The following is a 21,894-nucleotide window of genomic DNA, read 5'->3' as shown; positions in this document are numbered from 1 at the left end:
TCAACGACGCGTCAGCAGAACACCCAGTACCACACCGACTGCGGCACCAATACCGACACCCGTCCACGGATTATCGCGTACATATTCGTCGGCGCGAGCGGCGGCTTCACGGGTCTGTTTCGCCAGCGCATCACCGGTTTCACCCAGACGATGACGGCTCTCTTTCAGCGCTTGCTCCGCTTTACTGCGCAGTTTGCTGACCTCTTCTTTTGACTTATCTGCGGAGGAGTTCAGCACCTCTTCAAGGGTGTCAGCCAGGGATTTCAGTTCAGCGCGCAGATGTTCAGACGTCGTATCTTTTGACATGATTTTCTCCTGTTGAGATTTCCGTTAACTCAATAATCGCGAGCTTCCAGCGCTTTCAGGTCGTCCTGCGCTTCTTTCAGCTTTCTCTCGCGCTTGGTAATTTTTTCCGCATCCCCTTTCTCTTTCGCTTCCTGCAGGTCGCGACGGCGCTCGGCTATTTCGTCCTTCTGTTCAGCGATTTTTTTCTGGTGATCGGCACGCAGTTTGCTGTCCGAACAGTTAGCTTTGACTTCACTCAGCGCTTTTTTCAGACCCTCAACACGATGCTGATTGTTGTGCTTTTCGGCATAACCGATCTCACGCTTAATATCCTGCTCTTTCTCCTGACAGAGAGAGTTAGCGAAGGATGCAGTGCTTAAAGATAAAAGGGCCAGAGCCAGAGTAATGCGGAATTTCATTATCGAAACCTTCCATTGTGTTGCGGCATACGCCGCTATCCAGACTAAGCGGAGAACATCTGAGGGGTGCTCCGCGTACTTAAGCATAGTAAGTAAACGGGGGATTCACCAAAGTAAGTGAAAAGATTCGGAATCCTGGTAATTATCCAAATCGATGCGACGTATCGCGAATCAGCGACAACCAGGACGCAGGCTGGCTGTCATCGTCCTGCTGAGCAATGATATATCCATGGGGCAGCGTGCGGTCGAGAACCACTTTCGCGGCCGCGCTCTGCGCACGGGAGTCAAACTTGATCAGTAACACATCATTTTGCGGCGTAATGCTTTTAAAGCGGATCCCGTTGGCATCCAGATGATGCCAGACAGAGAAACCATCAGGCACGCTGGCACCCTGATTCACCGGGCGAATGGCCAGCGTAGACTCCTGATGCGAAAGCGCGCTCCAGACCAGAAGCATGGCGCTAATTAGCACCAGCACGGTCAGGGCATACGCACAACGACGCAGGGAGAGCGCTGAGATAACCATTGCTAGCTCCTGGCTCCGTATTTTTTCTTCCACAGGACAACCAACGAACCAATCAGGCCGAAGACCAGCAGAACGACAGGCAGCAGCATCAGGCATGACATCAGTTGATCTTCATACTTCATAAAGACCGGCGTTTTACCCAGCGCATAGCCCAGCGTGGTGAGGATCAGCACCCACAACAAGCCGCTCATCCAGTTAAAGAACTGGAAGCGCGCGCTGCTGAGCCCTGAAAGACCTGCGATGGTTGGCAGCAGGGTACGCACAAAGGCGATAAAACGGCCAATCAGCAGTGCCGAAAGTCCGTGCTTATGGAAAAGATGGTGCGCCCGCTGATGGTAATGGGCGGGAAGATGAGAGAGCCAGTTCTGCACGAGTCGCGTATTGCCAAGCCATCGTCCCTGGATGTAGCTCACCCAGCAGCCGAGGCTGGCGGCGACGGTCAGTAACAAAATAGTTTGCGGGAATGCCATCGCCCCTTTAGCGCACAGCACGCCGACCAGCACCAGCAAACTGTCGCCTGGCAAAAAGGCCGCAGGCAGCAGACCGTTCTCAAGGAACAGGATCATAAACAAGACAAAATAGAGCATGCCAATCATGGAAGGGTTGGCCAGCGTTTCGAAATCCTGAGCCCAGAGGGCATTCAGTAGTTGGGTCAAAAGTTCCATTCAGTGTTCCTGGAAATCGGTTAACGTCACGCCTGTTATCCGGGACAAACAGCACGGCGACATTGTTGTGATTTCATTATGGTCGCTCGCGGACACATTGCGGTGTGGCCAACACTGTTCCCTGTTAATTGGCTGGTTAGCAAGCACTAACTTACAAAATAAGCAATTGAATCCAATTGTAACAAAGCCCAACGTTCTGCGTCACAGAATTTGCAGGGTGTGATGATTTTGGCGTAAGCCCTGGAAGTGAGCGAGGGGATTTACAAAGGCTGACACTATATATGTTTTGCTTACCCATCAGCGCCGGAAGGCGCAGCGAAGCGCCTGCCAGCAGAAAGGGAGTCTATTTTGCCTGACTTGAGGCGGTATCGAGATGAACGACCGGATTATCCGCAAAAAGATAGCGGTCAGCGTTAAATTCAAAGTCGTCACTGGTCTCATTGAACAACATCTGCTTGGTGTTCTCCAGGTGCTGCCACATGGCAAGTTTCGCGGCATGGGGATCTTTACGAATCAGCGCCTTGAGGATTTGGTCGTGATCGTCACACCAGTTATCCACCGTTCGAGAATCGATATGATCGTGCAGTTTTTTCCAGTACGGGTTGTGAACGCGCTGAGTCCACATTTTTTCTACAATTGCGGCCAGCGCGATATTTTGCGTCGCCAGGGCAACCTGAACGTGGAACTGCAGATCCCACTCCGAATCGCGGAAACATTTTTCCTTGCGGGCGTTCTCCTGGATCTCCATCAGTTTCATGATGTCCTGTTTGGTCACCTGGGTTGCCGCAAATTCCGCAATGTTGCTTTCAATGAGCTGGCGGGCCTGGAGCAGCTCAAACGGACCATAGCTGGCAAATTCCAGACTTTCGTCCGCCACAGGAGAGTGTTTAGGCTGATTCGAAATCACATGAATGCCAGAGCCTTTGCGAACCTCAACGTAACCTTCCACTTCCAGCATGATGATCGCTTCACGCACCACGGTGCGGCTCACGCTCTTTTCATCGGCAATGAAGCGCTCAGCGGGGAGTTTGTCACCGACAAGATAGACACCTTGCTCGATGCGATCTTTCAGCTCGGCAGCAAGTTGTTGATATAAACGACGTGGTTCGGTGATTTCCATATGCGCTCCAGGCAGGGTACGGCGGATGATTTGTTATACCACTTTTGCGCACCACTCTCCAGATTTCACCATGAAAAAAGCCGCCCGGCGGCGGCTGGTTTTGAAGGTCGGGTAAGCGTAGCGCCACCCGGCACAGCAATGCTAACTCTGTGTTGCCGGTCCCCCAAGCGACTCTTTCGCCAGTTCGTCCGCTGATTTGCTTTTCAGCACCGTCCAGATAACGACCGCACCCATCAGGTCGAAGATAGCCAGTACCGCGAACAGCGGGCTGAAACCAATCGTGTCCGCCAGCGCACCGACCACCAGCGCGAACAGGGTACTTGCGGTCCAGGCGGCCATCCCGGTCAGGCCGTTGGCCGTCGCCACTTCGTTACGCCCGAAAACGTCAGACGAGAGCGTAATCAGCGCACCGGACAGCGACTGGTGAGCAAAGCCACCGATACACAGCAGGGCAATAGCCACATACGGACTGGTGAAGAGACCGATCATGCCTGGGCCAATCATCAGCACCGCGCCCATCGTCACCACCATTTTGCGGGAAACGATCAGATTCACGCCAAACCAGCGCTGGAACAGCGGCGGCAGGTAACCCCCCACAATACAGCCCAGGTCTGCGAACAGCATCGGCATCCAGGCGAACATGGCGATCTCTTTCAGGTTAAAGCCATAGACCTTGAACATGAACAGCGGGATCCAGGCGTTAAAGGTGCCCCAGGCCGGCTCAGCCAGGAAGCGTGGCAGGGCGATCCCCCAGAACTGACGGGTTCCCAGGATCTGCCAGACGGACATTTTTTTGCCGTTGTTGGTCTGATGCTGTGCTTCCTGACCACCAATGATGTACTCGCGCTCTTCTTCAGAGAGTTTTTTCTGATCGCGTGGGTGTTTATAGAACACCAGCCACGCCATAGCCCAGGCAAAGCTCAGTACGCCAGAGATAATGAACGCCATCTGCCAGCTGTGCATCACAATGGCCCACACCACCAGCGGGGGGGCAATCATCGCCCCGATGGACGAACCGACGTTGAAGTAACCGACCGCAATGGAACGCTCTTTTGCCGGGAACCACTCAGAGCTGGCTTTCAGCCCTGCGGGGATCATCGCCGCTTCCGCCGCACCTACCGCGCCGCGTGCCAGCGCCAGGCCACCCCAGCTCCCTGCCAGCGCTGTTGCCCCGCAGAATACCGCCCAGGCAATGGCGAAGAAGGCATAACCGATTTTGGTCCCGAGAATGTCCAGCACATAGCCGGCAACAGGCTGCATGATGGTGTAAGCCGCGGAGTAAGCGGCAATGATGTAGGAGTATTGCTGCGTGGAGATGTGCAGCTCTTCCATCAACGTGGGCGCGGCGGCTGCCACGGTGTTACGCGTCAGGTAACCCAGCACGGTGCCCAGCGTCACCAGTGCGATCATATACCAACGTAACCCTTTAATTTTACGCATCTAAAACCTCATCGTTATGTTATTTCCGTGCCGGGGCACGGCAACCTCTCAACCGGTTTCGGGGAGGGCTGTGTAACGGGAGGGGCGTAACCGGGAGAACGTCCCGGAACGGCCCGAATCTTGCCATAAGTAAGCGTGCATAAGTCGGTTTCCGTACCGTTAAATCCGATGTCTGCCACCGGTAATGCATTCCGTCAGCTGCGTGTTTGCGACGGCGAAAAGATAACTTGTCATACAACTTTAAAAGGTGAGTGACATCACAAATGTATGATTCTTTGTGGGGACATTATCTGGCGCAGGTAAAGCCAGTGCTGGCGCGGTCTGGAGGAGGGTTTACCTCATTTGGGGTAATTTTTTTGTCCGGGTTTATTGATCCAACTCACGAAAAAAACTTCGGGCTCTGGAAATTGGTGTGATAACTTTGCAGCATCTGAACATAAGCTTTCTGCCGCTCCCGTTACGAGGAAGACGATAATGACACCGTTTATGACCGACGATTTTCTGTTAGACACTGAATTTGCTCGCCGCCTGTACCACGACTACGCAAAAGACCAGCCCATTTTCGACTACCACTGCCATTTACCGCCGCAGCAGGTAGCCGAAAATTACCGTTTCAAAAACCTGTATGACATCTGGCTGAAGGGTGATCACTATAAATGGCGCGCCATGCGCACTAACGGTGTCCCGGAGCGCCTGTGTACTGGCGACGCAAGCGACCGCGAGAAATTTGACGCCTGGGCGGCTACCGTGCCGCAGACCATCGGTAATCCGCTCTATCACTGGACGCACCTCGAACTGCGCCGTCCGTTTGGCATTACCGGCAAGCTGCTTTCACCGGCCACGGCGGATGAGATCTGGGAGCAGTGCAACGACTTGCTGGCACAGGATAACTTCTCCGCGCGCGGCATCATGAAGCAGATGAACGTGAAAATGGTGGGTACCACGGACGATCCAATCGACTCGCTGGAGCACCACGCGGTTATTGCGAAAGATACCGCGTTTGATATCAAAGTGCTGCCAAGCTGGCGTCCGGATAAAGCGTTTAACATTGAACTCGATACGTTTAGCGACTATATGGCGAAGCTGGCTGAAGTCTCCGACACCGACATTCGTCGTTTCGCCGATCTGCAGACCGCGCTGACCAAACGTCTGGACCATTTTGCCGCGCACGGGTGTAAAGTCTCTGACCACGCCCTGGATGTGGTGCTGTTTGCGGAGTCTAACGAAGCCGAGCTGGATAGCATCCTGGCGCGCCGTCTCTCCGGCGAATCCCTGAGCGAGCATGAAGTCGCCCAGTTCAAAACTGCGGTACTGGTGTTCCTCGGTGCAGAATATGCCCGTCGCGGCTGGGTACAGCAGTACCACATTGGCGCGCTGCGTAATAACAACCAGCGTCAGTTCAAACTGCTGGGCGCGGACGTGGGCTTTGACTCCATCAACGACCGTCCGCTGGCCGAAGCGCTCTCTAAACTGCTGAGTAAGCAGAACGAGCAAAATCTGCTGCCAAAAACCATTCTCTACTGCCTGAACCCGCGCGATAACGAAGTGCTGGGCACCATGATTGGCAACTTCCAGGGCGAAGGGATGCCAGGCAAGATGCAGTTCGGCTCCGGCTGGTGGTTCAATGACCAGAAAGATGGCATGGAGCGTCAAATGACGCAGCTGGCACAGCTGGGCCTGTTGAGCCGCTTTGTGGGGATGCTGACCGACAGTCGCAGTTTCCTCTCCTATACCCGCCACGAGTATTTCCGTCGCATTCTCTGCCAGATGATTGGCCGCTGGGTGCACGCAGGCGAAGCACCGGCAGATATCCAGCTGCTGGGTGAAATGGTGAGAAACATCTGCTTCAACAATGCGCGTGACTACTTCGCCATTGAACTGAACTAAGGCCGTTTGAGGTTGATATGCAATACATCAAAATCCATTCGCTGGATAACGTCGCCGTTGCGCTGGCGGATCTGACCGAAGGAACGGACGTCACTTTCGATAATCAGTCGGTTACGTTACGTCAGGCCATTGGACGTGGGCATAAGTTTGCCCTGCTCCCCATTGCGAAAGGGGAGAACGTGGTGAAGTACGGTTTACCGATTGGCCATGCGCTGGAGGATATTGCGCCGGGTGAATACATCCACTCCCACAATACCCGCACCAATCTGAGCGATCTGGACGAGTACAGCTATCAACCTGATTTCCACCCGGAAGAAAAGCAGGCGGCGGATCGTGAGGTACAGATCTACCGCCGCGCCAACGGTGACGTGGGGATCCGCAACGAACTGTGGATCCTCCCGACCGTCGGTTGTGTGAACGGGATCGCGCGTCAAATCCAGACGCGTTTTCTGAAAGAGACCCATGATGCCGAAGGCACTGACGGCGTGCATCTGTTCAGCCACACCTACGGCTGTTCGCAGCTGGGTGATGACCATATTAACACCCGTACCATGCTGCAAAATATGGTGCGTCATCCGAACGCGGGGGCGGTGCTGGTGATTGGCCTGGGCTGCGAGAACAACCAGGTGGATGCCTTCCGGGAGACGCTGGGCGAGTTTGACCCTGACCGTGTGCACTTTATGGTGTGTCAGCATCAGGACGATGAAGTGGAAGCGGGCGTTGAGCAACTGCATCAGCTGTATGAGGTGATGCGTCACGACAAACGCGAGCCGGGCAAACTGAGCGAGCTTAAGTTTGGTCTGGAATGCGGCGGCTCGGACGGTCTTTCCGGCATCACCGCGAACCCCATGCTGGGGCGCTTCTCAGACTATGTGATTGCCAACGGCGGTACCACCGTGCTGACAGAAGTGCCGGAGATGTTCGGTGCTGAGCGTATCCTGATGAGCCACTGCCGTGATGAAGCGACGTTTGAGAAAACGGTCACCATGGTGAATGATTTCAAACAGTACTTCATTGCCCACAACCAGCCGATTTATGAAAACCCGTCTCCGGGCAACAAAGCGGGCGGGATCACCACGCTTGAAGAGAAGTCACTGGGCTGTACGCAGAAAGCAGGGGCCAGCCAGGTGGTGGATGTCCTGCGCTATGGCGAACGCCTGAAAACGCACGGACTTAATCTGCTGAGCGCCCCGGGTAACGACGCGGTTGCCACCAGTGCACTTGCCGGGGCTGGCTGCCATATGGTGCTGTTCAGTACCGGCCGCGGTACGCCGTACGGTGGGTTTGTCCCGACGGTCAAAATTGCCACCAACAGTGAACTGGCGGCGAAGAAAAAGCACTGGATCGACTTCGATGCCGGTCAGCTCATTCACGGCAAAGCGATGCCGCAGCTGCTGACGGAGTTTGTGGATACTATCGTAGCGTTTGCCAACGGCAAACAGACCTGTAACGAGAAGAACGACTTCCGCGAGCTGGCGATCTTTAAGAGTGGGGTGACGCTGTAATCGGTACGGGCTGGTGCCCTCACCCTGACCCTCTCCCACGGGGAGAGGGTACAAACACTAAAAACGGCAACCTCAGGGTTGCCGTTTTGCTGTTAACCTCGCAGGGCGTTCTTCGCTAAACGCGCGTCTTCCGCCTGACAGGCCGCAGCGGTGAACAGCACGTCGGTAGAGGAGTTCAGCGCCGTTTCACAGGAATCCTGCAGCACGCCGATGATAAAGCCGACAGCAACAACCTGCATGGCAATTTCATTCGGGATACCGAACATATTGCACGCCAGCGGGATCAGCAGCAGAGAACCGCCCGCCACGCCGGATGCACCGCACGCACACAGTGATGCCACCACGCTCAGCAGCAGCGCCGTAGGCAGATCCACCGGAATACCCAGCGTATGCACGGCCGCCAGAGTCAGCACGGTAATGGTGATTGCCGCACCCGCCATGTTCACGGTGGCGCCCAGCGGGATCGACACGGAGTAGGTGTCGCGATCGAGGTTCAGCTTTTCAGCCAGCGCCATGTTAACCGGAATGTTGGCTGCAGAGCTGCGGGTAAAGAAGGCATACACGCCGCTTTCACGCAGGCAGGTCAGCACCAGTGGATACGGGTTGCGGCGGATCTGCCAGAACACCAGCAGCGGGTTGATCACCAGCGCCACCAGCAGCATACAGCCTACCAGCACGACCAGTAACTGTGCGTAGCCCCACAGCGCGTCAAAACCGGTGGTTGCCAGCGTGGAAGAGACCAGACCGAAGATCCCGATTGGCGCAAAACGAATCACCAGCTTCACCATGAACGTCACGGCGTTCGAGACATCGTTAACCAGGTTTTTCGTGGTCTCATTACCATGACGCAGCGCGAAGCCCAGACCAATCGCCCAGACCAGGATACCAATGTAGTTTCCGCTCATCAGCGCGGTGATTGGGTTGGAGACCATGCTCATCAACAAACCGCGAAGCACTTCCACAATCCCCGATGGCGGCGTGATATCACCGGCCGCGCTGGTCAGATGCAGCGTGGACGGGAACAGGAAGCTAAATACCACGGCGGTTAAGGCAGCGGAGAAGGTTCCCAGCAGATACAGGAACAGAATCGGGCGAATGTTAGTTTTTTGTCCGTGCTGGTGGTTGGCAATCGACGCCATGACCAGCATCAGAACCAGTACCGGTGCCACGGCTTTCAGTGCGCCAACGAAAAGGGTTCCAAGCAGTCCCGTGGCTTCCGCAGCAGGTTTTGACACCATTGCCAGCAGAATACCCAGTACCAGCCCGACCAGAATTTGTTTTACAAGGCTGCCCTGCGCCAGGCGCGCGAACAGACCGCGTGATTGTGTGCTCATACGTTATTCCTGAGTGAAATTGCGTTCCATCCTGGCTGTGCTCTAAGGCACATTTATGTCCGGATGTAAGTATTTGTTTGCCTGGTTGAGTATCAGGGAAAGCGAGGAAAGGCGGAAGCGTAAAATGCTGGATTTTACGTGTTGCGTCATGTTTTTTAACTATTGTTTAAAGAAAGTGCCGGGTGGCGCAGCGCCACCCGGCAAAACGCACTATGCCTGCTGCTTTTTATCGTTCTGGCGGTTAACCCAGGTATTGATAATCAGCGTCACCAGCAGAATGCCAAACACCACGCCGAGCGAGATGGCGATCGGGATATGGTAGAAATCGACAATCAGCATCTTGATACCGATGAATACCAGGATCACCGACAGACCGTACTTCAGCATTGAGAAGCGCTCAGCCGCGCCTGCCAGCAGGAAGTACATCGCACGCAGACCGAGAATCGCGAACAGGTTTGAGGTCAGCACGATGAACGGGTCAGTGGTGACGGCGAAGATAGCCGGGATACTGTCCACGGCGAAGATCACATCGCTCAGCTCAACCAGAATCAGCACCAGCAGCAGCGGGGTGGCAAACAGCAGGCCGTTCTGACGAACAAAGAAGTGCTCGCTCTCGATCTTGTCGGTCATGCGCAGGTGTCCACGGATCCACTTCACCAGCGGCTTTTCGCCAATGCCGGTTTCGTCTTCCTTCGCCAGCGCCATCTTGATCCCGGTGAACAGCAGGAACGCGCCAAAGACGTACAGCAGCCATTCGAACTGGGTAATCAGCCAGCTTCCGGCGAAGATCATAATGGTACGCAGAACGATCGCCCCCAGCACGCCGTAAACCAGCACACGACGCTGCAGGGCAGCAGGCACGGCAAAGTAGCTGAACAGCATCAGCCAGACGAAGACGTTATCCACCGCCAGCGCTTTTTCAATCAGATAACCGGTGAGGAAGGCGAGTGCCTGAGGATCGGCCACCGCACGGCCTTCGGTCGAGGCCAGATACCACCAGAAGGCGGCGCAGAAGAGCAGAGAGAGGGATACCCACACCAGCGACCAGACGGCGGCTTGCTTGACGCTCATGCCGTGCTCGCCGCGACGGCCCTGCAAAAAGAGGTCGATCGCCAGCATGATAAGCACGACAACCGCGAATCCGCCCCACAACATTGGAGTGCCGACAGAATGCATACTATTTTCCTTACACATAAAAAAACAAAAACGGCTATGGTCAGAAGACGATAGCCGTTAGCTTTTTATGCATAGACCTCGCCTTCCGGCAAGGTCTCACTTACAACCACAAGGGTTGCCCGGCGACCGGATGCGGTTTTGCACGCATCGTAATGACGATCCACCGGCAAGGAAGTTACTCCCCTTTGCTCGTAACAAAATATGTCAGACCATCAGTTTCGTCAATGGTCCACAGTCATTCATTACACAGCTTTACGCGATAGCGTCTGCGCTCACGCCGTCTGCCGGGAAAACCACGCCGGTCTGGCGACGGATTTCCGTTTGCAGTTTGGCCGTGGTGCGGCTTACCGCAAGCCCGGGGTGATTCACCTCGTTGTCTTCCACCAGTCGGGCGAAGACCTCTGCCTCATAGAGCATAGTGTTAATATGCTGAGGCTGCGTCAGCTCCTGCGCTTTACCGCCGCGGGGCACAAAGCTCAGCTTCTGGCATTCGGAGATCTTTTCGATAACCAGCGAGCCGTTTTCACCCTGAATTTCACTTGGCAGGACGGAGTCACTCACTTTGGAGTGCTGCAGCGTGACGCTGAAATCACCGTAATCCAGCACCACGACACCGTGTGCATCCACGCCGCTCTCCAGCAGGCTGGCAGTGGCCGTAACGCCGTGCGGCTCGCCCCACAGGGCAACCGCAGAAGCCAGGCAATAGAAACCAATATCCATAATCGAGCCGTTTGAGAAGGCCGGATTAAAGGTATTCGGGTTCTCGCCGTCCAGATAACGCTGGTAGCGTGACGAGTACTGGCAGTAGTTAATAAAGGCTTTGCGCACTTTGCCAATCTTCGGCAAAGACTGCTGTAACAGCAGGAAATTCGGCAGACTGGCGGTTTTAAACGCTTCGAACAGCACCACCTGGTTGTCGCGGGCGCACTGAATCGCCGCTTCGACTTCCTGAATATTCGACGCCAACGGCTTCTCGCAAATGACATGTTTTTTATGGCTGAGGAAAAGCCGGGTTTGCGGGAAGTGCAGGGCGTTCGGGCTGGCGATGTAGACCGCGTCAATCGCGTCGCTTTGCGCCATCTCATCAAGCGAGGTGAACAGATGTTCAACCAGGTAATCATTCGCGAAAGCCTGCGCCTGTTCAGGGCTGCGGGAATAGACTGCGGTGAGCTTAAATTTGCCGGTTTCGTGGGCGGCGTCGACGAACTGGCGCGTGATCCAGTTCGTACCAATGACTGCGAAACGTATCATAAACGTTTACGTACTCCGTAGCGGGGAACCTTTAGCCACTGTAGCACGTGATTGTTGCAAAACCAGTGCGCTACTGCGCATTACTCTTTAACGATAAATGCGTAAGCCACAAGCGGGTATCAAACTCCAGCTGATGGTACTGCGGCTCCATGTGGCAGCACAGGGAGTAGAACGCCTTGTCATGCTCTTTCTCTTTGAGGTGCGCCAGCTCGTGTACCACGATCATTCGCAGAAAGGCTTCCGGTGCGTTGCGAAAGACGGTGGCGACGCGGATCTCGGCTTTCGCTTTCAGCTTGCCGCCCTGCACGCGGGAGATGGCGGTGTGCAGGCCGAGCGCATTTTTCAGCACGTGGATCTTGTTGTCGTACATCACTTTATTGATCGGCGGCGCGCTCTTCAGATACCGGTTTTTGAGATCCTGCGTATACTGCCAGAGGGCTTTATCGGTCGCGACATCGTGCGTGCCGGGATAGCGTTTTTCCAGCACCGCCCCCAGCTTTTGCTCGGCAATTAACGTGCGTACCTGGGAGAGCAGATGCTCCGGGTAGCCCTGGAGATAAGTCAGCTGGTTCATCAAAACCCCAAAATAAGTTGAAAACGGGTATACTCACGCACCCTTTTCAGGGATAACGCCGAAATTTTACCATTCAGGAGGGCCGATGAGCCACTTAGACAACGGTTTCCGTTCACTCAACCTTAAACGTTTCCCGGAGACGGACGACGTTAACCCGCTTCAGGCGTGGGAAGCGGCGGATGAATATCTGCTGCAACAGTTGGATGACACTGAAATTCGCGGCCCGGTTCTGATCCTGAATGATGCCTTCGGAGCGCTGGGCTGCGCCCTGGCGGCACACACGCCTTACAGCATTGGCGATTCATACTTAAGCGAGCTGGCGACGCGTGAAAACCTGCGTCACAACGATCTCGACGAAGCCAGCGTGAAGTTCCTCGACAGCACCGCAGACTACCCGCAGGCGCCGGGCGTGGTGCTGATTAAAGTGCCAAAAACCATGGCGTTGCTGGAGCAGCAGCTGCGTGCATTACGTAAGGTCGTCACGCCAGAGACGCGCATCATCGCAGGTGCGAAGGCGCGTGATATTCACACCTCAACGCTGGAGCTGTTCGAGAAAGTGCTGGGCCCGACCACCACGACGCTGGCCTGGAAAAAAGCGCGCCTGATCAACTGTACCTTCAGCGCGCCGGAACTGGCTGACGCGCCAGAGACGCTGAGCTGGAAGATGGAAGGCACCGACTGGACCATCCACAACCACGCGAATGTCTTCTCACGCACTGGCCTGGATATCGGCGCACGTTTCTTTATTGAACATCTGCCGGAAAATCTGGAAGGGGAGATTGTGGATCTCGGCTGCGGTAACGGCGTGATTGGCCTGACGCTGCTGGCAAAGAACCCACAAGCCAGCGTGGTCTTTAGCGACGAATCGCCAATGGCGGTGGCGTCGAGCCGTCTGAACGTGGAAACCAACATGCCAGAGGCGCTGGATCGCTGCGAGTTTATGATCAATAACGCGCTGTCCGGCGTAGAACCTTTCCGCTTCAACGCCGTGTTCTGCAACCCACCGTTCCACCAGAAGCATGCCCTGACGGATAACGTCGCGTGGGAGATGTTCCACCATGCGCGCCGCTGCCTGAAAATCAACGGCGAGCTGTATATCGTGGCCAACCGTCACCTGGACTACTTCCACAAGCTGAAGAAAATTTTCGGTAACTGCGTCACCATCGCCACCAATAACAAGTTTGTGGTCTTGAAAGCGGTGAAGCTGGGGCGTCGTCGCTAAATAACCAGTGCAAGCTGGGTGCCCTGCGCAATGGCCCGCCGCGCATCCAGCTCCATCGCCACATCGCACCCGCCGATTAAATGCACCGTTTTACCCGCCTCACGCAGTGGATCCGCCAGATCCCGCTTCGGCTCCTGCCCGGCACACAGAATGACATGATCCACACGCAGCAGCTGCGGCTCACCGCCGATCGTGACGTGCAGGCCGTCATCGTCGATCTTTTGGTAGCTCACCGCCGGGATCATCTTCACGCCGCGCGAGAGCAGGGTGGCGCGGTGGATCCAGCCGGTTGTTTTCCCCAGTCCTTCACCCGGCTTACTCGCTTTGCGCTGCAGCATCACGATCTGCCGTGGGCTTTTCGGCAGCTGTGGCCCTTCCGGGCGCAGGCCGCCGGACTGGCTCAGGCTGGTGTCGATGCCCCATTCCACGCAAAACTCGGCGATGTTCTGGCTGGTGGCCTCGCCCGGCTGGCTTAAATACATGGCGGTATCAAAGCCAATCCCACCGCAGCCGATAATGGCCACGTTTTCCCCAACCGGCGCTTTATCGCGCAGCACATCGAGATAGCTCAGTACTTTAGGATGATCGATGCCCTCGATCGCAGGCGTGCGCGGGGCGATCCCGCTCGCCAGGATCACCTCGTCGTAATCCACAAGATCTGGCGCGCTCACCCACTGGTTGAGCCGCAGATCCACACCCGTTAGCGCGATCATCCGGCGGTAATAGCGCAGCGTTTCATAGAACTCCTCTTTGCCGGGGATCTGTTTGGCAATATTAAACTGCCCGCCAATCTCGCCAGCGGCATCGTACAGCGTCACGCTGTGCCCGCGCGACGCCGCATTTATTGCAAACGCCAGTCCCGCAGGGCCCGCCCCGACAACGGCCAGGCGTTTTGATTTGTCTACCGGGAGCACCGGCATTTTGGTTTCATGGCAGGCGCGGGGGTTAACCAGGCAGGAGGTCACTTTCCCGACGAAGATCTGATCCAGACAGGCCTGGTTACAGCCGATGCAGGTGTTGATCTCATCCGCCCGCCCGCTTTGCGCTTTGGAGAGCACCTCAGCATCCGCCAGGAACGGACGCGCCATCGACACCATATCGGCATCGCCACGTGCGATGACATCATCCGCCACCTGCGGATCGTTAATACGGTTAGTGGTCACCAGCGGAACAGACACTTTGCCTTTCAGCTTGCGCGTAACCCAGGTGAAGGCGGCGCGCGGTACAGGCGTGGCGATAGTCGGGATACGCGCCTCGTGCCAGCCAATCCCGGTATTGATGAGGGTGGCACCGGCGGCTTCAATCGCCTGCGCCAGCTGGACGGTCTCGTCAAACGTCCCGCCACCTTCCACCAAATCCAGCATCGACAGGCGGAAGATAATAATAAAGTCAGCGCCCGCACGTTCACGCACGGCGCGTACCACTTCGACGCCAAAGCGCATGCGTCGCGCATAATCGCCGCCCCATTCGTCGTCACGCTGGTTCGTGCGGGCCGCGAGGAATTCGTTAATCAGATAGCCCTCGGAGCCCATCACCTCGACGCCGTCATAGCCCGCTTCACGCGCCAGCGCCGCACAGCGGGCGAAGTCGTCAATCAGCGCCAGCACTTCATCGTGGCTAAGGGCATGCGGTTTGAAGCGGTTAATCGGTGCCTGAATGGCCGACGGCGCAACCAGATGCGGCTGATAGCTATAACGCCCGGTATGCAGGATTTGCAGGGCAATTTTCCCGCCTTCATTGTGAACGGCATCGGTCACAATGCGGTGGTGCGGCAGCTGTGATACATCGTTAAGTACCGCTCCGCCTTCCATCCCCACCCCTGAGGGCGCTGGAGCCACACCCCCGGTGACGATCAGCGCCACCCCGTGGCGTGCGCGTTCGGCATAGAAGGCCGCCAGACGCTCGGCCCCGTCCGGATGCTCCTCCAGCCCGGTATGCATTGAGCCCATCAACACGCGGTTTTTGAGCGTTGTGAACCCCAGATCGAGGGGGGCGAATAACGACGGGTAGCGGCTCATAGTCTCTTCCAGTGTAAAATTATTGTTATGTGGTCGGATGAGTTACTAATTTAGCCAGCAGGAAGTAAAAGGGAAAAGGGGAATGCAGTGATTGTGATGGGATTCAAATAATGCCCTCACCCTAACCCTCTCCCTAATGGAGAGGGGACTCAATCTCCCTCTCCCTTAGGGAGAGGGGCGGGGTGAGGGGGAACGCACCAGCCCCGGCGCCTGCCACATTGATGTCGTCAGCCCGCTGTCCACCAGCCCGAGCTGGTCGGCGTACACCGCCTGCCACTTCTGCATCATGCCATCGTACAGCGCCCGGTGCTGCGGGTTCGGGGTAAACTCGCGGCTCCATTTCACCAGCCGCTCGCCGGTGGTGGCCATATCCGCAAACAGTCCCGCCCCGGCTCCGGCGGCAATCGCGCAGCCCAGCGCCGTCGCCTCTTTCACTTCCGGTACGCGCACCGGCAAACCGGTGACGTCACTTAAAATCTGGCTCCATAGCGCCCCCTTCGAACCGCCTCCGGCAAACACCAGGCTCTCGAAGTTAACGCCGGAGAAACGTGAGATCTGCGCCAGATTGCAGGCCGAGACAATCGCCGCGTTCTCTTCCAGTGCGCGGAACAGCGTCGCTTTGTTGCACTTTTCCGGGTCGATGGAGAGGTTAATAAACGACGGGGCGGCGTGGTACCACTGCTTAAAATGCATCGCGTCGGAGAAGATGGGCATCACGCCATGCGAACCCGCGGGCACCCGGCTCGCCATCTCCTCGAGCAGGGAATAGGTGTCCATCCCCATACGTTCGGCGATCAGCTTCTCTTCCGCGCAGAAGGCGTCGCGGAACCAGCGCATGGTCAGGCCGGTGAAGAAGCTGATCGACTCCGCCTGCGCCATACCGGGGATGACGTGTGGGTTCACGCGAATATTCATCTCAGGATCGGTGCGCACCTGCGGCAGGTTGACCACCTGCTGCCAGAAGGTGCCACCCAGCACCGCCGTTTGCCCGGCGCGCACCACGCCCAGCCCCAGACAGCCCAGCTGTACGTCGCCACCGCCCATCACCACAGGCGTGCCTTCACGCAGGCCGCTCTGCCGGGCGGCATCATGGGTGATGGCACCCAGAACAGTGCCGGTCTCTTTCACCGGGGAGAGGATATCGGCGCGCAGTCCGGCCATATCCAGCAGCGCTGGCCGCCAGTCGCGGGAGAAGAGATCCAGCATCCCCGTAGTGCCCGCGTTAGACGGGTCGACCGCCAGCTCGCCGGAGAGCTTCGCCGCCAGCCAGTCGCTGATCATGGTAATAGTGGCAGCCTTGCGATAGATATCCGGGCGATGGTGCGCCAGCCACAGCAGACGCGGCATGGCGCTCAGGGCCAGGGTCTGGCCGGAAACGTCGTATACTTCGGATTCAAACTGGTTGTCGTGGATCTCTTTAAGTTCAGCCACCTCGCGGCTGGCGCGGGCGTCGACGTTGGCGCAAGCCCAGATGGCCTCGCCGTTACGGTCATACAGAACAATCCCTTCGCGCATGGAGCAGCAGGCGACGGACTGGATATCTGCCGCGCTCAGGTGCGCGCGATCCAGCGCCTGGTGGATGCACTGGCAGGTGAGCCGCCAGTTGGTCTCAAGGTCGAACTCCATCGAGCCCGGCACATTTTCCACGCTGAGGTGCTTCCACTCGGCCTGACCCACGGCAACCTGGTTGCCCTGCAGATCGAAAATAACGGCACGCACGCTGCCTGTCCCTGCATCTAACGCTAAAAGGTAACTCATGAGTTTGCCTCGTTGTTAGCGCAGGGCTTACCCCGTTACGTCAGGGCCAGCACCGCGCGGGCTGTTGTCTCTTCCGTCACCAGGCCATTGATACGGCGACCTTTCAGTGCGGCGTAAATCGCATCGGCTTTCTCAACACCGCCGGCCACGCCAACGATGGTGGGCAACTGCGCCAGTTCATCAAGCGTGACGCCCAGCAGTTCTTTGTGGATCTCCAGCTCCTCAACGCACTCTCCTTCGGCAGTGAGGAAATAACCGAGAATGTCGCCGACGGCCCCTTTACGGGCATACATCAGCTGTTCACCTTCGCTGATGTAGCCTGAGCGCAATATCGTTGCATCACGGCGCTGGTTCACGGACCCAATCCCGACCACCGCCACGTCGGCGGCCGTTGCGGCGAGGATCACGTCCCGCACGCTGGTTTCGCGTTTTAAGATCCCGGCCACCTCGGCGGAAGAGACGCGAAGCGGGGCGGGGATCATGCTGACGCTGCATGCCGCGTCCAGCTGGCCGATGCCGGTCATATACGGCCCCACGCCGCCGGAAAGGGTGACCAGGCGGATCTGCTGCGAGCTGATAAAGCCGCTTAAGTGCTGCAGGCTGCTCATGGTGGTTTCACCAAATCCCACCGCTAACAGCTGGCCGGGTTCCAGCACGCCCATTAACGACTGCGCGGCACCAATGCCTAACCGCACGTTCATTGGCGGGGTATTCAGCGCTGGCAGCACGCGCACCAGCTTTAGCCCAAAGCGTTGCTGCAGTTCGGTTTCCAGTGCCAGACAGCCCTCATAGCGGGAGTTGATCTGCACGCGGATCACCCCGGACTGGCGACCTTTCTCCAGCAGGCGAGAGATCTTCAGGCGCGGCAGGCCGAGCCGTTCGCCAATGTCGTTTTGCGTCAATCCGTCGTGGTAGTAACACCAGGCCACGCGGGCAACCAGCTCCTCTTCCGCCAGTGCCAGCCCGGCAAACCGACCTTCTTCCGCAGTGCGTTTATCGCTCATAATTGAACTCTTATAAAAATTTAGATCATATGTTCGTGACGGCGCAGGTCGAAAATGTGAGCCACGCGGCAAAACAGATCTTTTAGATAGTTTCTGGTTCAGTTGGATCTTAATCGATAAAACTGTGATCCCTGCACGGTTGTAAATATAGTTCACCGTCTACGCTTTTGAACATTATTAAATCTAAAAATCATTTGTTCAATAGCGGAGCGATGATGACCCCACTTATCGAAGCACGAGCCATCTGCAAGCAGTTTTCCGGGGTGCCGGTTTTGAAAGGCATTGATTTCACGCTGCTTGCGGGCCAGGTGCATGCCTTGATGGGCGGTAATGGCGCGGGCAAATCGACGCTGATGAAGATCATCGCCGGGGTGGAGACGCCGGACAGCGGTGAACTTTCCGTAGCAGGCCATTCATATGCGCGGCTCACGCCCGTGCAGGCGCATAAGTTAGGTATCTATCTGGTGCCGCAGGAACCGCTCCTGTTCCCCAATCTGACGGTGCGGGAAAACATCCTTTTCCGCCTGCCGCGTGAAAGGGAACGAGAGAATCGGCTGACGGAGAAGCTGCAGCAGTTGCAGTGCCAGCTAAATCTCGACGCGATCGCCAGCACGCTGGAAGTGGCGGATCAGCAGATGGTGGAAATCCTGCGCGGTCTGATGCGTAACGCGACGATCCTGATCCTCGACGAACCCACGGCCTCCCTCACGCCGGGTGAAACCGAACGCCTGTTTCGCCAGATCCGCGCCCTGCAGGATCTGGGCGTCGGCATCGTCTTTATCTCGCATAAATTGCCGGAGATCCGCCAGCTGGCAAGCCACGTCTCGGTGATGCGCGACGGTGCCGTGGTGCTCAGCGGGGAAACCGCGCAGTTCGACGATAACGCGCTGATTGCCGCCATGACGCCGGTGAGCCGGGAGAAAGGATTAAGCGATGCGCAAAAACTGTGGCTGGCGCTGCCGGGAAACCGTCGCACCCAGCTGCAGGATTTTCCGGTGCTGCGCGTGGACGAGCTTACCGGGGAGGGTTTTATCGATCTCTCGCTTGAGATCTACGCAGGCGAGATCGTCGGTCTGGCCGGTCTGGTCGGATCCGGGCGCACCGAATTTGCCGAGACGCTCTACGGCCTGCGTGCGGTGCGTGGCGGACGGGTCTGGCTGGAGAATCAGGAGATTACTCACGAGAGCGTGGGCGCCCGGCTGGACAAAGGCCTGGTTTATCTGCCGGAAGACAGGCAGGTGTCCGGCTTGTTCCTGGATGCACCGATCCGCTGGAACACCGTGGCGCTGAACGAGCCGTCTCTCTGGCAGCAACGCAAGCGGGAGTCCGCGGTGGTGGAGCGTTACCACCGGGCGCTGGGGATCAAACTCAACCATGCGGATCAAACCGTGCGCACCCTCTCCGGCGGGAATCAGCAAAAAGTGCTGCTGGCCCGCTGTCTGGAAGCCAACCCCTTACTGCTGATCGTCGATGAACCGACGCGCGGCGTGGACGTGTCGGCACGTGCCGATATCTACCAGCTCATCAAAAGCGTGGCCGCGCAGAACGTGGCGGTGCTGATGATCTCAAGCGATCTCGATGAGTTTCCTGGCCTTGCCGATCGCGTTCTGGTGATGCACCAGGGCGTGCTCAGCGGCGAGTTGCCGCGCCATGCCGTCAGCCTCGATCGGATGATGGCGCTGGCGTTCGGAGGACAATCATGAAGACGTTACTGAAAAACCGCGAGCTGAGCGCGTTTCTCGCCATTCTGGCGCTGTTTGCCGTGCTGGTGGCGCTTAATCCGGCGTACCTGAGCCTTCAGACGCTGGGGATGATCTTCGCCAGCGCGCAAATCCTGATCCTGCTGGCGCTTGGCGCCGCGCTGGTGATGCTGACCCGCAATATTGACGTCTCCGTGGGCTCCACCGTGGGGCTCTCCGCCATCGCGATCGGCGTGGCGCTGAACAATGGCTACAGCCTGCCGGTGTCGATGCTGTTCGCGCTGTCTGTCGGCGCGCTGGCAGGGGCGTTCAACGGGTTTCTGGTGGTGGCGCTGCGCATCCCGGCGATTGTTGCCACCCTCGGTACGCTGGGGCTGTATCGCGGGGCGATGCTGCTCTGGACCGGCGGGAAGTGGATCGAAGGGCTGCCGCCAGCGCTGAAATCCCTCTCAGAACCGGTTGCGGTTGGTATCTCACCGCTCGGCATGGTGGTGCTGTTTTTAGCCGCTGTCGGCGCGTGGACGCTCTCGCGTACCGCCTTCGGCCGGGATTTCTACGCCGTGGGCGATAACCTTGCCGCCGCGCGCCAGCTGGGCGTGGCGGTCAACCGCACGCGGATGATCGCCTTTACCCTCAACGGCATGCTGGCGGCCTGCGCCGGAATTGTCTTTGCTTCCCAGATTGGCTTTGTGCCAAACCAGACCGGCAGCGGGCTGGAGATGAAAGCCATCGCCGCCTGCGTGCTCGGCGGCATTTCGCTGCTGGGCGGGACGGGCACGCTGATTGGCGCACTGCTGGGGGCTTTTTTCCTGACGCAAATCGACACCGTACTGGTGCTGTTTAAGCTCCCGGCGTGGTGGAACGACTTTATCGCCGGGCTGGTGCTGCTGGGCGTGCTGGTGCTCGACGGGCGTCTGCGCCAGGCGTTGGCGCGTCATCAGCGGGCGCTGAAATACGCTCGCTTCCAGCCGGGTAACAGAGGGGGAAAGCACGTCACCCCATTTCCCAAACGCAAAAAAGAGGTGGCGTAAATGAAGCTTAACTGGGAAAGCGCGCTGCTGATCTTACTGGTGCTGGAGATCCTGCTCTTTGGCGCCATTAACCCGCGGATGCTCGACATCAACATGCTGCTGTTCAGCACCAGCGATTTCATCTGCATCGGCATTGTGGCGCTGCCGCTGACGCTGGTGATCATCAGCGGCGGGATCGATATCTCCCTCGGTTCGACCATCGGCCTGTGCGCCATTGCGCTGGGGGTGATGATGCAATCGGGCTGGCCGATGGCGGTCGCCATTCCTCTGACGCTGCTGCTGGGCCTGCTGTGCGGGCTGGTGAATGCGGCGCTGATCCACTACACCGGCATCAGCCCGTTAGTCATTACTCTCGGCACGCTCTACCTCTACGGCGGCGGGGCGCTGCTGCTCTCTGGCATGGCGGGCGCGACGGGCTATGAGGGCATCGGCGGCTTCCCGGACAGCTTTACCGCGTTCGCTAACCTGACCGTGTCAGGTCTGCCCATTCCACTGGTGCTGTTTGCGCTCATTACGCTCTTCTTCTGGCTGATTACCCACCGCGGGCGCTTTGGGCGGCATCTGTTCTTAATCGGCCAGAACCCGCGCGCCGCGCACTATGCGGCGCTGTCGGTCAACGGCATGCCCTACGCGCTGTATGGCCTGGTGGGCGTCGCCTCGGCCATTGCCGCCCTGGTGATGGTCTCTTATTTCGGTTCCGCGCGTTCGGATCTGGGGCGCGATCTGCTGATGCCTGCCCTCACCGCCGCCGTGCTCGGCGGGGCGAATATTTACGGCGGGTCAGGGTCGGTTATCGGTACGGCACTGGCGGCGCTGCTGGTGGGGTACCTGCAGCAGGGTTTACAGATGGTCGGCATCCCCAACCAGGTGTCGAGCGCGCTGTCAGGGGCGCTGTTGGTTGTGGTGGTGATGGGACGTTCGCTGAGTCTGCACCGTGAATGGGTGCGTTCTCTCTTTAGAAAACTATCCGGAGCGTAAG

Annotated in this window: 19 protein-coding genes; 6 read left to right on the top strand and 13 right to left on the bottom strand. The window is 57.6% G+C overall.

Annotation, left to right across the window (positions count from 1 at the left end; translation table 11 throughout):
- The 6 genes from ACTJJI_RS15080 to ACTJJI_RS15055 all read right to left on the bottom strand — a co-directional run bounded on the left by ACTJJI_RS15080 (position 1) and on the right by ACTJJI_RS15055 (position 4,455).
- Positions 1-306, bottom strand: a complete 306-nt coding sequence (locus ACTJJI_RS15080; RefSeq protein WP_014833393.1) for a DUF883 family protein — start codon at positions 304-306, stop codon at positions 1-3.
- A 29-nt stretch (positions 307-335) separates the two neighbouring features.
- The gene (locus ACTJJI_RS15075; RefSeq protein ID WP_440654665.1) at positions 336-704 is read right to left on the bottom strand and encodes a DUF1090 domain-containing protein; all 369 of its coding nucleotides are present in this window, start codon (positions 702-704) and stop codon (positions 336-338) included.
- A gap of 142 nt (positions 705-846) precedes the next feature.
- Positions 847-1,230, bottom strand: a complete 384-nt coding sequence (gene mzrA, locus ACTJJI_RS15070) for an EnvZ/OmpR regulon moderator MzrA (RefSeq protein WP_047361235.1) — start codon at positions 1,228-1,230, stop codon at positions 847-849.
- A gap of 2 nt (positions 1,231-1,232) precedes the next feature.
- Positions 1,233-1,895: a DedA family general envelope maintenance protein YqjA gene (gene yqjA / locus ACTJJI_RS15065; protein WP_014833390.1), complete on the bottom strand. Its 663-nt coding sequence runs from the start codon at positions 1,893-1,895 to the stop codon at positions 1,233-1,235.
- A gap of 343 nt (positions 1,896-2,238) precedes the next feature.
- Positions 2,239-3,015 (bottom strand): transcriptional regulator ExuR, encoded by a 777-nt coding sequence (gene exuR, locus ACTJJI_RS15060; protein WP_440654662.1) that lies wholly within the window; start codon positions 3,013-3,015, stop codon positions 2,239-2,241.
- Between the two features lie 141 nt (positions 3,016-3,156).
- The gene (locus ACTJJI_RS15055) at positions 3,157-4,455 is read right to left on the bottom strand and encodes an MFS transporter (protein ID WP_063427168.1); all 1,299 of its coding nucleotides are present in this window, start codon (positions 4,453-4,455) and stop codon (positions 3,157-3,159) included.
- A gap of 474 nt (positions 4,456-4,929) precedes the next feature.
- On the opposite strand from ACTJJI_RS15055, the gene uxaC reads away from it, so the two are divergent.
- Together uxaC and ACTJJI_RS15045 are read left to right on the top strand one after the other, a co-directional pair.
- Positions 4,930-6,342 carry a glucuronate isomerase gene (uxaC, locus tag ACTJJI_RS15050; protein WP_014833387.1) on the top strand — a complete coding sequence of 471 codons (1,413 nt, stop codon included), beginning with the start codon at positions 4,930-4,932 and terminating at the stop codon, positions 6,340-6,342.
- Positions 6,343-6,359: 17 nt separating this feature from the next.
- On the top strand, positions 6,360-7,847 hold the full coding sequence (locus ACTJJI_RS15045) for a UxaA family hydrolase (RefSeq protein WP_014833386.1): 1,488 nt from the start codon (positions 6,360-6,362) through the stop codon (positions 7,845-7,847).
- Positions 7,848-7,939: 92 nt separating this feature from the next.
- On the opposite strand, the gene sstT is transcribed toward ACTJJI_RS15045, so the two are convergent.
- The 4 genes from sstT to ACTJJI_RS15025 all read right to left on the bottom strand — a co-directional run bounded on the left by sstT (position 7,940) and on the right by ACTJJI_RS15025 (position 12,182).
- Entirely contained in the window at positions 7,940-9,181 is a 1,242-nt protein-coding gene (gene sstT, locus ACTJJI_RS15040; RefSeq protein WP_050859766.1) for a serine/threonine transporter SstT, read from the bottom strand.
- A gap of 210 nt (positions 9,182-9,391) precedes the next feature.
- Positions 9,392-10,357 carry a TerC family protein gene (locus ACTJJI_RS15035; RefSeq protein ID WP_046887356.1) on the bottom strand — a complete coding sequence of 322 codons (966 nt, stop codon included), beginning with the start codon at positions 10,355-10,357 and terminating at the stop codon, positions 9,392-9,394.
- A 252-nt stretch (positions 10,358-10,609) separates the two neighbouring features.
- Positions 10,610-11,608 carry a Gfo/Idh/MocA family protein gene (locus ACTJJI_RS15030; RefSeq protein WP_046887357.1) on the bottom strand — a complete coding sequence of 333 codons (999 nt, stop codon included), beginning with the start codon at positions 11,606-11,608 and terminating at the stop codon, positions 10,610-10,612.
- A 70-nt stretch (positions 11,609-11,678) separates the two neighbouring features.
- Positions 11,679-12,182, bottom strand: a complete 504-nt coding sequence (locus ACTJJI_RS15025; RefSeq protein WP_013098855.1) for a YgjP-like metallopeptidase domain-containing protein — start codon at positions 12,180-12,182, stop codon at positions 11,679-11,681.
- Between the two features lie 85 nt (positions 12,183-12,267).
- On the opposite strand from ACTJJI_RS15025, the gene rlmG reads away from it, so the two are divergent.
- On the top strand, positions 12,268-13,404 hold the full coding sequence (gene rlmG / locus ACTJJI_RS15020; protein WP_063427161.1) for a 23S rRNA (guanine(1835)-N(2))-methyltransferase RlmG: 1,137 nt from the start codon (positions 12,268-12,270) through the stop codon (positions 13,402-13,404).
- Here the strand turns inward: rlmG and ACTJJI_RS15015 are convergent.
- From ACTJJI_RS15015 to lsrR, 3 genes are all read right to left on the bottom strand, one after another.
- The gene (locus ACTJJI_RS15015) at positions 13,401-15,422 is read right to left on the bottom strand and encodes an oxidoreductase (protein WP_440654657.1); all 2,022 of its coding nucleotides are present in this window, start codon (positions 15,420-15,422) and stop codon (positions 13,401-13,403) included. The genes rlmG and ACTJJI_RS15015 overlap by 4 nt on opposite strands.
- 165 nt (positions 15,423-15,587) lie before the next feature.
- Positions 15,588-17,180, bottom strand: a complete 1,593-nt coding sequence (gene lsrK / locus ACTJJI_RS15010; RefSeq protein WP_047361242.1) for an autoinducer-2 kinase — start codon at positions 17,178-17,180, stop codon at positions 15,588-15,590.
- 35 nt (positions 17,181-17,215) lie between these two features.
- Positions 17,216-18,184 carry a transcriptional regulator LsrR gene (gene lsrR / locus ACTJJI_RS15005; protein WP_013098851.1) on the bottom strand — a complete coding sequence of 323 codons (969 nt, stop codon included), beginning with the start codon at positions 18,182-18,184 and terminating at the stop codon, positions 17,216-17,218.
- Between the two features lie 215 nt (positions 18,185-18,399).
- Between lsrR and lsrA the strand changes: the two genes are divergently transcribed.
- From lsrA to lsrD, 3 genes are read left to right on the top strand one after another with little or no spacing between them, the layout of a single operon-like run.
- On the top strand, positions 18,400-19,887 hold the full coding sequence (gene lsrA / locus ACTJJI_RS15000; RefSeq protein WP_440654764.1) for an autoinducer 2 ABC transporter ATP-binding protein LsrA: 1,488 nt from the start codon (positions 18,400-18,402) through the stop codon (positions 19,885-19,887).
- Positions 19,884-20,915, top strand: coding sequence for an autoinducer 2 ABC transporter permease LsrC (lsrC, locus tag ACTJJI_RS14995; RefSeq protein WP_014833378.1), 1,032 nt, complete (start codon positions 19,884-19,886; stop codon positions 20,913-20,915). The genes lsrA and lsrC overlap by 4 nt, the downstream gene beginning before the upstream one ends.
- Positions 20,916-21,893 (top strand): autoinducer 2 ABC transporter permease LsrD, encoded by a 978-nt coding sequence (gene lsrD / locus ACTJJI_RS14990; RefSeq protein WP_232943012.1) that lies wholly within the window; start codon positions 20,916-20,918, stop codon positions 21,891-21,893. It abuts the gene before it with no gap.
- Position 21,894: the final 1 nt, after the last annotated feature.

The organism is Enterobacter sp. 22466 (genome assembly GCF_052044775.1).
GTDB lineage: Bacteria > Pseudomonadota > Gammaproteobacteria > Enterobacterales > Enterobacteriaceae > Enterobacter > Enterobacter dissolvens.
The sequence above is the reverse complement of the archived record's forward strand: the minus strand, read 5'-3'. Positions and strand labels throughout refer to the sequence as shown.

What these genes read in the sequence shown, in the direction of transcription:
- sstT (WP_050859766.1), bottom strand. Translation starts at nt 9,181, where the DNA reads ATGAGCACACAATCACGCGGTCTGTTCGCGCGCCTGGCGCAGGGCAGC.
- exuR (WP_440654662.1), bottom strand. Translation starts at nt 3,015, where the DNA reads ATGGAAATCACCGAACCACGTCGTTTATATCAACAACTTGCTGCCGAG.
- uxaC (WP_014833387.1), top strand. Translation starts at nt 4,930, where the DNA reads ATGACACCGTTTATGACCGACGATTTTCTGTTAGACACTGAATTTGCT.
- ACTJJI_RS15015 (WP_440654657.1), bottom strand. Translation starts at nt 15,422, where the DNA reads ATGAGCCGCTACCCGTCGTTATTCGCCCCCCTCGATCTGGGGTTCACA.
- ACTJJI_RS15035 (WP_046887356.1), bottom strand. Translation starts at nt 10,357, where the DNA reads ATGCATTCTGTCGGCACTCCAATGTTGTGGGGCGGATTCGCGGTTGTC.
- lsrK (WP_047361242.1), bottom strand. Translation starts at nt 17,180, where the DNA reads ATGAGTTACCTTTTAGCGTTAGATGCAGGGACAGGCAGCGTGCGTGCC.
- ACTJJI_RS15075 (WP_440654665.1), bottom strand. Translation starts at nt 704, where the DNA reads ATGAAATTCCGCATTACTCTGGCTCTGGCCCTTTTATCTTTAAGCACT.
- ACTJJI_RS15080 (WP_014833393.1), bottom strand. Translation starts at nt 306, where the DNA reads ATGTCAAAAGATACGACGTCTGAACATCTGCGCGCTGAACTGAAATCC.
- mzrA (WP_047361235.1), bottom strand. Translation starts at nt 1,230, where the DNA reads ATGGTTATCTCAGCGCTCTCCCTGCGTCGTTGTGCGTATGCCCTGACC.
- ACTJJI_RS15025 (WP_013098855.1), bottom strand. Translation starts at nt 12,182, where the DNA reads ATGAACCAGCTGACTTATCTCCAGGGCTACCCGGAGCATCTGCTCTCC.
- lsrA (WP_440654764.1), top strand. Translation starts at nt 18,400, where the DNA reads ATGACCCCACTTATCGAAGCACGAGCCATCTGCAAGCAGTTTTCCGGG.
- yqjA (WP_014833390.1), bottom strand. Translation starts at nt 1,895, where the DNA reads ATGGAACTTTTGACCCAACTACTGAATGCCCTCTGGGCTCAGGATTTC.
- ACTJJI_RS15045 (WP_014833386.1), top strand. Translation starts at nt 6,360, where the DNA reads ATGCAATACATCAAAATCCATTCGCTGGATAACGTCGCCGTTGCGCTG.
- lsrC (WP_014833378.1), top strand. Translation starts at nt 19,884, where the DNA reads ATGAAGACGTTACTGAAAAACCGCGAGCTGAGCGCGTTTCTCGCCATT.
- lsrR (WP_013098851.1), bottom strand. Translation starts at nt 18,184, where the DNA reads ATGAGCGATAAACGCACTGCGGAAGAAGGTCGGTTTGCCGGGCTGGCA.
- ACTJJI_RS15055 (WP_063427168.1), bottom strand. Translation starts at nt 4,455, where the DNA reads ATGCGTAAAATTAAAGGGTTACGTTGGTATATGATCGCACTGGTGACG.
- ACTJJI_RS15030 (WP_046887357.1), bottom strand. Translation starts at nt 11,608, where the DNA reads ATGATACGTTTCGCAGTCATTGGTACGAACTGGATCACGCGCCAGTTC.
- rlmG (WP_063427161.1), top strand. Translation starts at nt 12,268, where the DNA reads ATGAGCCACTTAGACAACGGTTTCCGTTCACTCAACCTTAAACGTTTC.
- lsrD (WP_232943012.1), top strand. Translation starts at nt 20,916, where the DNA reads ATGAAGCTTAACTGGGAAAGCGCGCTGCTGATCTTACTGGTGCTGGAG.